The following is an 11,481-nucleotide window of genomic DNA, read 5'->3' on the forward strand; positions in this document are numbered from 1 at the left end:
GCAGCGGCTGGGAGATGCGGAGCTGCGCACGCTCTCCACCCGTCTCCTCGCCGCCGCGCCCGACCCGCGCCTGCTGGAGACCATCCGCGCCGACCTCGCTGCCCAGGACGCCGCCGACCCGCAGCGCCTGGCCGCCCGCGCCGCCGCCCTCGTTCTCGGCTCCCCCGGCTTCCAACGACGATAGCAGTCGACGGAATCAGCGAATCGAGCACGAAAGCCAAATGTCACATCGAATTCTCCCCTCCCCCAGGCAGTTTTGGGGGAGGGGCCGGGGGAGGGGGCCCCTCTCGCCCACACCCCATCCACCGAAGCGCAGCAAGCACCACGCACTCTGGAGGTACTCGCATGGACCCCATCAACCGGCGCGTCTTCGTGAAGAGCGGCGCCATGGCGCTCCTGGCCATGGGCCTGCCGCCCGCGTTCGTCACCCGTTCGCTGCTCGCCGACACGCGCGCGGCGGCACGGAAGAAGACGCTGATCTGCATCTTCCAGCGCGGCGCGGTGGACGGGCTGAGCATGGTGGTGCCCTTCGGCGAGGCGGCGTACTACCGCGGCCGCCGCTCCATCGCCATCGCCGACCCGTCGCGCCGGAGCGACCGGGGCGCGCTGGACCTGGACGGCTTCTTCGGCATGCACCCCTCGCTGAAGCCGCTGCACGAGCTGTACGGGCGGAAGGAGCTCGCCATCGTGCACGCGGCGGGGTCCCCCAGCGCCACGCGCTCGCACTTCGAAGCGCAGGACGTGATGGAGACCGCCAGCCCGGACGGCCACGCGCGCGACGGCTGGCTGAACCGCGTGCTGGGGGCCACCGACTGCCACGACTGCTCCGGCCGCACGCTGGCCGACGCGCGGGCACACGCCGCCGACCACGCGGCAGGGCAGACCGGCGTGGCCTCGCTCCGCGGCGTGGCGATGGGCGCCACGCTCCCGCTCTCCCTGCGCGGCGCGGAGCCCACGCTGGCCATCGCAGACCTGGAGCGCTTCGGCGTGGCGGGCGGGCGCGACGACGCGCTCTCCGAGACCTTCGCGCGGATGTACCGCACGGGCACCGGTGACGCCGTCTCCGCCGCCGCGGGCGAGGGGATGGAAGCCGCGGCGGTGCTACGGAAGGTGGACCCGGCGCGCTACGCGTCGCGGCCGGGCGTGGAGTACCCGGCGGGCGACTTCGGGCGCTCGCTTCGGCAGATCGCACAGCTGGTGAAGGCCGAAGTGGGCGTGGAGGTCGCCTTCGCGGACCTGAGCGGGTGGGACACGCACGTGGCGCAGGGCGGTGCGGACGGGCAGCTGGCGAGGCGGTTGGACGAGCTTGCACGCGGCATCCGTGCGCTGCACGACGACCTGGGCGAGCGCATGGAAGACGTGGTGATCCTCACGATGAGCGAGTTCGGGCGCACCGTGGCCGAGAACGGCACCGGCGGCACCGACCACGGCCACGCCAACTGCATGATGGTGCTGGGGGGAAGCGTCGCCGGCGGCAAGGTCTACGGCGACTGGCCGGGCCTGGAGCCGGCGCAGCTCTACGAAGGCCGCGACCTGAAGGTGACCACCGACTTCCGCGACGTCTTCGCCGAGGTCACCGCGCGCCACCTGGGCGCCACCCACCTGGACCGCGTCTTCCCCGGCTACTCGCTCGACCCGTCCAAGTATCGCCGCGTGCTGAGATGACTCGCGGTCATCGCCGCATCGGGCAGCACGACTCACGTCCGGCGCGTACGGTGCGATTCATCGCATCCGATCCTCTCGTCATGGAGACGCATCGGACGAACGACAGGGATCGGGTCGTAGATGGGCAGCCGAAGTCGACCTCTGAAGATAGGGGTAGCGGCGAACGGCGAGTCGGCGGGATCACGGTAGATGTGCGGCAGTCGGGTCCTGAAATGCATCGCAGTCGGAAAGTTGCGGATGCGATAAATCGCACCCCTACATACAGATAGATGCAGAAAAGGCCCGGAACGCTCCGGGCCCTTTCTGCATCTTTCGACCGGCGATCAGGCTACTGCGTGAGGGCCTTCTCGGCGGCTTCCTTCATGGGCGGGAGGGCCTGGGCGTGCTCCTTGTACTCGGGGAGGCCGCGGGCCATCTCGGACGGGTAGAGGTCCACGAAGCGCTTGTAGAAGGTCTTCGCCACCGAGGCGTTGCCCATCGCCGCCTCGGCCTGGGCGGCGGTGAAGAGGCCGAAGAGGTGCTTGGGGTCCTTCGCCAGGATGGAGTCGGACTCGGCGCGCGCTTCCTTGCCGTCGCCCGCCACCAGCTGGAGGATGGCGAGGTGGTAGTGCCCGTCGGCGTCCAGGTCGGGCACCATGCCGTAGGCGGCGATCGCCATAGGGAGGAAGTTGCGGGCCTGCGTGGTGTCGCCGGTGGAGACGTTCTGCATCACGCGGTTGAACAGCCGGTCCGCGCGCTCCCGCGGGCTCATGCTGGAGATGTCTACCGAGCGCGCGTCGCCGGCAGGCCCGCCCTGGCCGCCCGCGAACGGGCCCTGCGGCGCCGCGGGCTGCGACGAAGAAGAGAGCGCGGCCGCCGCCGCGGGCTCCGGCTCGCGCAGCTTGGGCACCAGCAGCACGGCGATGAGCGCCACCAGCGCCGCGCCGGTGATGATCCACGGCAGCGACGACGAGCGGGCCGGCGCCACGGGCTCGGTGCCGGCGGCCACGGGGCGGCCGCACTCGTTGCAGAAGCGCGCGCCGGGCAGAAGCGGGGTACCGCAGTCGCGGCACTCGGCGTTGAGCGCCACGCCGCACTCGGCGCAGAAACGGCCCGCCGCGGCGGCGCCGCAGGACGGGCAGGGGGTGGTCTGGGTCATTCGTCCGGCTTTTCGGGAGAGCGGGGGTACGGGCGCGGCAAATCTACGCGCGGTGCGGACCTCGCTCAAGTGCGGCCGTCCATCTCCCGCCAAGCCGCGCTCCGCGTGCCCCGAAGCGGGCACGCGAAATGCTTGTTCATGCCGCCCCACCCCAAGTCCGACCCCGTACGCCGAGAAGGCGGAGGACCCCATGATTCGCGAAGCGAGTCTGCCCGCATGGACGGGCGAGATACACGAGCGCCGGACCGGCACCGAACGCCGCAGCAGGCACCTGCGGCTGGACGACGAGCAGCGGGATCCCCATGCCGAGGCGCGCGCCAAGCTGATCCTGGCCCTGGCGGCCGACCGCCTGCGCGAGCTGCGCGACGACGGCGTCACCTTCGGCTACATCGCCCGCATGTACGAGGTGCCCACAGACATGCTCCAGAAGCTGCACACCGAGCTGGTACCCACGCTCCAGCCGTAGCGCCTCCAGGGCGTTGAAGGATCCGACCAAGCGGGCAGGCCCGGCGAGCACTCGCCGGGCTTTCGCTTTTTCATCCATCTTCCGGCCGCCCCCAACCGCGCGTCCTCTTGCGCCTTCGGGGCAGAGCGATGGAGATTCGGCTTCCAGTCCACCTCGCCGGCAAGCTGACATCCCGGGCCTCCGATATGATCCCCAACGCGCGCCAGGTGTTCGACCTCGTTCCCGCGGCGCAGACCGGCCTTGCGGCGCGGGCGGTAACGGCGTGAGCGAGATTGCCGGAGACGCGAATGTCGGATCGCTGGGGAGCGGGGCGATCGTCGTCGAGACGGCGCGGCTGGTCATCCGCGAGTTCACGCCGGGCGATGCGGAGTTCATCCTGCGGCTGCTGAACGAGCCGTCGTTCGTGGCGAACATCGGCGACCGCGGGGTGCGGACGGTGGAGGATGCCGTCGCGTACCTCACCGGCGGGCCGATCAAGAGCTACGAGACGAACGGCCACGGCCTCTCTCTCGTGGCGCTGAAGGAGACGGGCGAGCCGATGGGGATGTGCGGCCTGATCCGCCGCGAGCAGTTCGCCGACGTGGATGTGGGCTACGCCTTCGTGCCGGAGTTCTGGCGCCAGGGCTTCGCGGCCGAGTCGGTGCTCGCCGTGATGGAGCACGGGCGGCGCGCGCTGGGCGTGGGGCGCATCATCGCGCTGGTGTCGCCGCACAACACCGCTTCCGCGCGGCTGCTGGAGAAGATCGGCTTCATGCTCGGTGAGCCCGTGGCGCTCCAGCCGAGCGGAACAGAGGTGCTGGTGTACGCGTCGGAGCCCGCTCCCTCCGCGGCTGCCGGCGACGCTTCGGCGCCGGACAACCCTTCCGGCCGAAGCGGCGTCTGAGGTAGGCGCGGCGGGGCGCCCTCTCGCACGGGCCGCACGCCCGCACACGTGCCCGGCCTCACCGGGCGCGCATCGATCCCACACACCCGACAAATCAAGATGAAGAAGCTGCTTCTCGCGCTTGCGCTGGGGCTTTCCACGGCCGCGTCCGCGCATGCCCAGGCGGCGAACTATGCCGGCGCGTGGACGCTGGACATGGCGCGCAGCCACGGCCTGCCGCCCTACTACTCGCAGGTGAAGAGCCATCGCCTGGACATCACACAGGACGCCGCGCACCTGGACGTGGGCGTGCAGGTGGACATCCTGGGCCACACCGATTCGCTGAGCTTCGTCTACAACCTGGACGGCAGCGAGACCGACACGCAAACCAGCATCCGCATGCAGAACGGGCCGGTGCCGGTGCCCACCAAGCTGAAGGCGGCGGTCACCGACGGCGGCATGCACATCACCATCGCCCGCACCATCCCCATGGGCGACCACCCGTTCACCGGCGTCACCACCGAGGACTGGAGCCTCAGCGCCGACGGTCGCACCCTCACCGTCCACCGCGTGGACGACTCCCCCCGCGGCCAGATGGTCGCCGACATGGTCTTCTCGAAGGATTGAACGTAAGCCGAGCTACTGCTTGCGGTTGTAGGGGTGCGATTCATCGCATCCGCAGACTTTCTGCAGCGCGAACGCTCAACAAACGCCGCGCATCTCCGGATGAGGCAACTGAGAAGCGGCAGCCCGGAGCATATCTCCGGATTGCCGCTTCTGCACATCTACCGGCTGACAAACGTCGATCCCGCGATGCACGCTTACTCCAGGCGCATCGCTTCGTAGGCGGCGAGGCAGGCGGCGGAGAGGGAGATCGCACCCGCATAGCCGCCCAGCACGTCCGACGCCCAGTGCTTCTCCTCCAGCATCCGCGCGCCGGCGAGCACGAGCGGCACCGTGAGCGCGACGGGAAACGTGATCTCGGGCCGGGCGAGGCGTTCACGCGCCAGCACGTACGCCGTGACGAGCGACAGCGCGGCCGGGCCGAACGCGTGGCCGCTCGGGAAGACGGGCCGGTCGGGCGGATGGCTGGGCGGCGGCGGCGGCTGGGGAAGCCAGCGGTCGAACGCGGAGTTGAGCCCCCGGGCCGCCACGGCGGACAGCAGCATCGCCCCGGCCCCGGTGCCGCGCGAGCGGAGCGTCGCCGCGTCCTGCTCACCCGGCGCCGCGAGCAGGCCGGCGGAGGCGCAGATGGCGGCGGGAATGTACATCCGCTTCTTGCCCGCGGGCGCGATGGTGGATGCGGCCTGTCGCACGGGATGCTCCTCCGGCACCGCGGTCGCCTCGTGCACGGCCTCGTCGGCTTCGGCGGTGTCGCGGCTGCGCACCGCGACGGCGAGACGGGCGAAGCACGCGCCCGCCGCCACGGCGATGGCGGCCAGTGCGACCACCCGCCGCCGGGCATCGTCGCGCTCGGCTTGTTCGTCGGTCGATTCGGTTCTGGTCATGCCGGCCCCGGAAGCCAGTTCCGTACCGGCGCCGTATCTGACGGACACAGGCGTTTGTCCCGCCGGGGGCGCCTGCTCATCTCCGGTCCAGAACCGAGCATCCGCTAGTGTACGTCGTCGGGCGGCAAAAAAGAGAACGGGAGCCGGCACTGCACGCGCGCGGCTCCCGCTTCAGTACATCCCCCGTCATACCACGCCGTTAGATGCCGGCGATCTCCTCCAGGCGCTTGACGACCTTCGCCCGGAAGCCCTCGTCGCGCAGGATGACGAGGATGGTGTCGTCGCCGGCGATGGTGCCCACGATCTCCGGCCACTCCTCCCAGTCGATGCCCACCGCGATGGGCTGCGCGCCGCCCACGAGCGTCTTCACCACCAGCAGGTTCCCCACGCCGTCCGCGCCCAGATACAGCGCGGGCAGCAGGCGGGCGAGCGTGGGCGTGGGGTCCACCACGTCGGCCGGCAGGGTGTAGAGCGCGCCGCCGTGCTCGTCGGGCACCTTCACCAGCCCCAGCTCGCGGATGTCGCGCGAGAGCGTGGCCTGCGCCACCTCGATGCCGCGCGCGTTCAGCAGCTCGCGCAGCACCTCCTGCGAGGAGACGCGCTGCCCGCGCACCAGGTCCAGGATCGCCGCGTGTCGCTGGGGCTTCAAGAAGTGCTTTCGGCAGATGGAACGCGGACGGCCGCTTCGCACGGTCCGCCGGAGACGAACGGATTGTAGATGCGCAGATGCGCACGGCGCAAGCGAATCGTCCGGAGCGCGTGCGGCCCGGCGCGTTGCGGCTGATGCGCGGCGCACGATGCGGATGGGCGGACGGGTGCGCGCTACCTGTTCGGCGCGGCGGCTCGGTTTCGGGGGAAGCCGACGCATCGGCGCGCCGTCTCATCTGCGGCGGTGCGATTGTCGCGGAGGCGTCCGGCCGGTAGTCTTCACTTCGACGCGCAACCGACCTTCCACTACGAGGGACGATGATCAGCTACGAGGTACGGTTCAACGGCAGCATGGACGATCTCTCCGACGAGGCGCAGGCCGCCATCGCCCGCGTGCTGGAAGCGGAGATCGAGACGGACAACGACGATGACGACGACGCGCTGTGGCTGGTGACCACCGAGAAGGACCTCACCCCGCAGCTTATGAACTCCGCCCTCGCCAAAGCCGGCGTCCGCGACCGCAAGACCATCGGCATCGAGGAGCTGTAGGCGTGGTTCTGCTCGGCTGTCCGTGGTTACGAGCGCCGCGGAGTCGCAGGGCAGAAGGCTGATAAAGTATCGTTTGGCAGACACTTGTGTGTGGTGGTCGCGGCCGCGAATGGATTGACAATCCGTCTTTTGCTGCTGATAATTTCTTAAGTGAGATGTTCGTTGGATGAATTTGTTGACGAGGCCATACACTGAGACAAAGAGACGAGCGGATGCCACACGGCAAGATGTCCTCGGGAACGGCCAAGAAAACCTCGGCGCCGATCCGACCAGCCGGCAGCGCGCGCCGTGTGAAGAAGCAGGGCGACTGGAACTGGTTCGACCATCCAGAGATGCAAGCGCGTATCGCCGAGTCCGAGACGGACATTTGCGAGGGTCGGACCAAGAAGTTCGATTCGCCCGCGGATGCACTGGCGTATCTCAACGGTTGCCTGTAGCCGCTGGTGCGCCAATCCGCACCGGCCTTCCTCACGCTCGAAGTCACACCCCGCTACGAGAAGGCCCTGGCAACCCTGCAGGACGCCGTTCGCAAGCAGGCCGCCGCTCGTGCACTACTGCTGTTCTCCAATCCCGCCCACCCCAGCCTCAAAACGCACGCAATCAAACCCGACAGGCACTACCACGAGGCGTACGTAAACCGTGGAGATCGAATCATCTACATCCCGCAGGGTTCACACCTGGTGTTGGTGGACATCGTGGCTCACGACGAGATCGGGCGCTACGCCAAGAAGCCAAAGCAATAACGAAGGGGGAGCCGAACCGAGGCTCCCCCTTCGTTTTGTCGTCCACCGCCCGCTACTTGCCCCAGCCGTTCATCCCCCGAAGCCGTCGGTGCCGCGGGCCTGCGCGTCGCGCTGGAAGTCGTCGCCGATGGCGGAGATGGTGATGAGGAGCGCGCTGTCTTCGGTGGCGCGGATGTCGTGCGCGTCGCCGGGGCCGAAGAAGAGCACCTCGCCCGCGCGCAACTCGTGGTCCCGGTCGCCCGCGCGGAAGCGGAGGCCGCCTTCCACCACCTGCAGCGTCATGGGGCTGTCGGCCTGGTGCGTGCCGATCTCGGTGCCCGCGGTGAGCGCGGTGAGCGTCAGGCGGAAGCGGCCGGACTTGGCCAGCGTGCGCCCGCCGCGCCCGCTGCGCTGGAACGCCTCTTCGCCGCGGATCTCGGCGATCTGCCGGCCCAGGTCGAAGGTGAGCACGGGACCCGCGAGAGGACGGTTGATGGACGACATTGGTCTGCGCTCCGGTCTGGTTTTGCGTCGGTGGGGCGCTGGCGCCCCCGGCCCCGCCCGCCCGTTGCAAGCCGGGGGCCGCTCACCCGCTCAGAACCACTGCACGAATCCCACGTACCACTTGCCCTTGCCCCCGCCGGTAGGCCGCACGTACTCGGCGCTCACCGCGTCGTCGAAGATGCTGACGCCGGTGCCGTACGAGCCCTTCCACCCGTCCGTGGGCGCCGAGCCCAGCCGCGCCAGCGCCGCGGCCGACCGGTCGGACACGTCGGACCAACCCGTCTCTCCCGCCAGCACCACAGCGGGCCGCAGCGGCGGAACGGCAAAGAAGCCGATGCGGAAGAGCGGCTCGTTGCCGTATGGGGGAAGGTGGAGCAGCAGCCGGCCGCGCGCCAGGGCCGCGCTGGACCCGCCGAACTCGCGCAGCCGGTAGCCGCGCAGCCCCTCGTCGCCCCCGAAGCGGAAGAGGTACTGCGGCGGCGTCTCGCCGAATGCCTGTCCACCGTCCGCGCGCGCCAGCACCGAGACGAAGCGCGTGTCGCGGCGGGTGGAGACCATGGCGGTGAACCGGGTGAAGCGGAAGTCCGCCAGCCCCGTCTCGCCGTGCACGCCCGCCACCAGGCTGTTCCCCAGGCCGAACGCCCCGGCGCCGCGGTTGAAGCGCAGGTCGGCCTCCACCGCGCCGTGGGTGCCCTCGTCCGCCGGGCCCACGTCCGGAAAGCGGCGAGCCTTCGCGCCGAAGATCGTGCGGTCGGTGTGCTTGGTCACCAAGTCCTGCCGCTCGAAGCGGCCGCCCAGCTTCGCCGTCCACGGGCCGCTGCGGCGCGTCGCGAACGCCTCCACGCCCTTGCTGTCGTAGAAGTCGCGCTCGTCCACGCCTGACAGCGCGGCGTTCAGCGACCGCCCGATCTCCCAGCGAAGCGCGCTGCGGAAGACCTGCGTGTCCACCAGCCGCCGGTACGCGCCGGCGGAGTACGTCCATACTGGCGCACCGGCGGCGGGCACTGGCATGGGGTGCCAGCGCGCGTCCACCTCGCCGCGCGCGGTGCCCTCGCTGAAGGCCCAGCCGGCGGTGGCGTACACGTCCCAGAAGCGCTTGGCCGCGTCGCGCGGCTGGGCTAGGGCACCGCCTCCCAGGTACAGCCCCTCCACGCGATCGTAGCGGAAAAGGTGCTCGCCGTGCTCGTACCGCAGCGCCACCTTCACCGGCCCGCCGCCCGTCTGCGGGCGCACCACCTCGCGCAGGTCGCCGAAGTCGGCGATGTCGCTGCCGCCCTCCTGCGCCCCGATCTCGCGCGGCCAGCCCGCGAACGGGTTCTCGCCGCGCGGCGCCAGGTCCAGCACCAGCCGCGAGCGGCCGGGCGCCTCTGGCTGCCAACCTGTATTGACCTGGAAGCCGGAGAGTGTGGTGACCAGCCGGATCGCCGCCGCCCCGCCGAAGAGGGGAGAGGTGATCTGGATCTCGCGGCGCTGGCGGTACGGCAGCCAGTAGCGGCCCGCCACCAGCCCGCTCTCCAGGTCGAAGAACACGCCCGTCTCCGCCAGCGAGAAGCCCCCGCCGCGCTGCACGAAGCCGAAGCGCGCGCGGGCCACCGCGGCGCGGTCCACGTCCACGTAGAAGGTGCCCACGACCAGCTGCTCGCGGCCCACCACGGCTCCCGCGCGCCTGGAGACCGTGACCGGGATCAGCGTGGTCGCGCCTTCACTGGTGCGGATCCGGACCGTATCGCCCGCGGCGTAGCGGTAGAACTGCTCGCCCCGCGCGGAGAAGGGGTGGATGGCGCGCGAGACGCGGGTGCCCTGCGAGGCGGTGGGGGCGAGCTGGAAGACGTCGATGGTGTTGCCGTACAGGTGCGGGATCACCCACGGGCTCTCCAGCATGGTCCCGATGGTGTACGGCGTGGGCGCCAGCATGCGCACCCGGTGGCCGCGCACGCGCTGCAGCACCGCGCCGCCGCGCTCCCACCGCACCTCGCCCGCGAACTCGTCGATGGTCACCGGCTGCTCGCCGCCCGGCGCCGAGTCCGGCCGCACGGAGAGATACGCGGCGCTCTTCATGGTCGCGTGGTAGTCCCGCAGCTCCGGGGGCACGCCGCTGCCCGCCGCGATCACGCGGTCCACCAGCGCCGCGGTGGCCGGGCTGTCGAACACGCCCGCGGTGTCGCGCGGCGGCGGCGGCCCGCCGATCACGAGCTGGGCGGCGGCGGGCGCGGCGATGCTCACGGCCAGGAGCAGCACTGCGGGCAGGGTTGGGCGCAGCGTTCTCAAGGGTTCCGGCGTGTGGTGGGCGTCATCGCGCGCGAGCGCCGGGGTCGGCGGGCGCACGTCGTCAGGAGGCGCGGATGGGCAAGCCGCGCGCCATCCACGCTCAGAGCCCCGCTTCCTTCCGTGCGCGGACGCCCGCGTCGGGGCGGTTGGTGATGACCACGCGCACCCCTGCGCGCAGAAGCCCGGCGATGCGAGCGGGGTCGTCCACCGTCCACACCACCGCGTCCAGCCCGCGCCGCGCCAGCTCGGCGAGGTTCGCTTCCGTCGCGAGGGGATGGTGCAGGCAGACGGCGCCAGCACCCACCTCGTCCGCCAGGTCGAGCACGGCCGCGTCCCACGTCTCCGTCAGCACGCCGCGCGCGACCTGGGGCGCCGAGCGTGCCGCCTCGCGGATCGCGGCGGGCAGGAATGACGAGACGAGCGTCCGCTCCAGCACGTCGGCTTCTTCCAGCACGCCGAGCGCCGCCTCCGCCACGCCCTCGGCCTTCAGCTCCACGTTGAGCCACGCGCCCGCATCCGCCGCCCAGCGCGCCACGTCCCACAGGCTGCGCAGCGGCTCGCCCGGCCCGGCATGAAGCCGCGAAAGCTCGGCCCACGTGTGCGACGACACGGCGCCGCGCCCGTTCGTCGTCCGCTCCAGAGTGGGATCGTGGATGACCACCGGCACCCCGTCGGCAGACACCTGGACGTCCAGCTCCACGCCGTCCGCGCCCTGCTCCACCGCGCGCCGGAATGCCCCCAGCGTGTTCTCCGCCAACTCCGCCGCCGCGCCGCGATGGCCAAGGATGAGAGGACGGTCGGAAAGTTCGAGCATGGGCGTTCCAGGTTTGTGGTTGAGGGTGCGGGACGAGCGAGATAGGATGGAGACGAACGACGACGGACCGCCAGTTGCGATTCTGCCCCCCCCGTGACAAATCATTGTAGGGGTGCGATTTATCGCATCCGAAGACCTTCGCCTGAAGGGATCTACCGAGACGTCGATCTGCCCAACATCTCCGCCGATGCCATGAAACAGGGCGGCCAGTCTATCCCCATCTCATGCCCGGTGCCGCAGGGATGCGTCTACGCGTTTCGGTCGAGCCCAAATCGCTGGACGGTCTGGCGCGGATGCGATAAATCGCACCCCTACAATGATTTGTCACGGGGGGGGC

General features: G+C 70.5%; 14 protein-coding genes. 8 read left to right on the plus strand and 6 right to left on the minus strand.

The features are described 5' to 3' along the window. A partial coding sequence (locus tag VFE05_16950) for a hypothetical protein (protein ID HET6231766.1) occupies positions 1 to 184 on the plus strand: 184 nt, incomplete at its 5' end. A 161-nt stretch (positions 185 to 345) separates the two neighbouring features. After that, the gene (locus tag VFE05_16955) at positions 346 to 1,665 is read left to right on the plus strand and encodes a DUF1501 domain-containing protein (protein ID HET6231767.1); all 1,320 of its coding nucleotides are present in this window, start codon (positions 346 to 348) and stop codon (positions 1,663 to 1,665) included. A 328-nt stretch (positions 1,666 to 1,993) separates the two neighbouring features. Here the strand turns inward: VFE05_16955 and VFE05_16960 are convergent, their stop codons facing one another. Continuing rightward, complete coding sequence (locus VFE05_16960) at positions 1,994 to 2,803, minus strand: zinc ribbon domain-containing protein (GenBank protein HET6231768.1); 810 nt, start codon at positions 2,801 to 2,803, stop codon at positions 1,994 to 1,996. Between the two features lie 190 nt (positions 2,804 to 2,993). Here VFE05_16960 and VFE05_16965 point away from each other — a divergent pair, with 190 nt between their 5' ends. The 3 genes from VFE05_16965 to VFE05_16975 all read left to right on the plus strand — a co-directional run bounded on the left by VFE05_16965 (position 2,994) and on the right by VFE05_16975 (position 4,758). Then, positions 2,994 to 3,269, plus strand: a complete 276-nt coding sequence (locus VFE05_16965) for a hypothetical protein (protein HET6231769.1) — start codon at positions 2,994 to 2,996, stop codon at positions 3,267 to 3,269. A gap of 262 nt (positions 3,270 to 3,531) precedes the next feature. Continuing rightward, positions 3,532 to 4,152 carry a GNAT family N-acetyltransferase gene (locus VFE05_16970; GenBank protein HET6231770.1) on the plus strand — a complete coding sequence of 207 codons (621 nt, stop codon included), beginning with the start codon at positions 3,532 to 3,534 and terminating at the stop codon, positions 4,150 to 4,152. A gap of 99 nt (positions 4,153 to 4,251) precedes the next feature. Then, entirely contained in the window at positions 4,252 to 4,758 is a 507-nt protein-coding gene (locus tag VFE05_16975) for a hypothetical protein (protein HET6231771.1), read from the plus strand. A 194-nt stretch (positions 4,759 to 4,952) separates the two neighbouring features. On the opposite strand, the gene VFE05_16980 is transcribed toward VFE05_16975, so the two are convergent. After that, positions 4,953 to 5,639, minus strand: coding sequence for a phosphatase PAP2 family protein (locus VFE05_16980; protein ID HET6231772.1), 687 nt, complete (start codon positions 5,637 to 5,639; stop codon positions 4,953 to 4,955). 199 nt (positions 5,640 to 5,838) lie between these two features. Then, entirely contained in the window at positions 5,839 to 6,288 is a 450-nt protein-coding gene (gene argR, locus VFE05_16985) for an arginine repressor (GenBank protein ID HET6231773.1), read from the minus strand. A 317-nt stretch (positions 6,289 to 6,605) separates the two neighbouring features. Between argR and VFE05_16990 the strand changes: the two genes are divergently transcribed. From VFE05_16990 to VFE05_17000, 3 genes are all read left to right on the plus strand, one after another. After that, a complete protein-coding gene (locus VFE05_16990; protein HET6231774.1) occupies positions 6,606 to 6,836 on the plus strand; it encodes a hypothetical protein in 231 nt (76 codons plus the stop codon). Between the two features lie 212 nt (positions 6,837 to 7,048). Beyond that, positions 7,049 to 7,273, plus strand: coding sequence for a hypothetical protein (locus VFE05_16995; GenBank protein HET6231775.1), 225 nt, complete (start codon positions 7,049 to 7,051; stop codon positions 7,271 to 7,273). A gap of 6 nt (positions 7,274 to 7,279) precedes the next feature. Continuing rightward, positions 7,280 to 7,579, plus strand: a complete 300-nt coding sequence (locus tag VFE05_17000) for a hypothetical protein (GenBank protein HET6231776.1) — start codon at positions 7,280 to 7,282, stop codon at positions 7,577 to 7,579. 69 nt (positions 7,580 to 7,648) lie between these two features. Here VFE05_17000 and VFE05_17005 read toward each other — a convergent pair whose 3' ends face one another. The 3 genes from VFE05_17005 to VFE05_17015 all read right to left on the minus strand — a co-directional run bounded on the left by VFE05_17005 (position 7,649) and on the right by VFE05_17015 (position 11,144). After that, positions 7,649 to 8,062, minus strand: a complete 414-nt coding sequence (locus tag VFE05_17005; protein HET6231777.1) for a cupin domain-containing protein — start codon at positions 8,060 to 8,062, stop codon at positions 7,649 to 7,651. 90 nt (positions 8,063 to 8,152) lie between these two features. Beyond that, positions 8,153 to 10,330, minus strand: a complete 2,178-nt coding sequence (locus VFE05_17010; GenBank protein ID HET6231778.1) for a hypothetical protein — start codon at positions 10,328 to 10,330, stop codon at positions 8,153 to 8,155. Between the two features lie 100 nt (positions 10,331 to 10,430). Beyond that, a complete protein-coding gene (locus VFE05_17015) occupies positions 10,431 to 11,144 on the minus strand; it encodes a glycerophosphodiester phosphodiesterase family protein (protein ID HET6231779.1) in 714 nt (237 codons plus the stop codon). Positions 11,145 to 11,481: the final 337 nt, after the last annotated feature.

This window comes from Longimicrobiaceae bacterium (assembly GCA_035696245.1).
Classification (GTDB): domain Bacteria; phylum Gemmatimonadota; class Gemmatimonadetes; order Longimicrobiales; family Longimicrobiaceae; genus DASRQW01.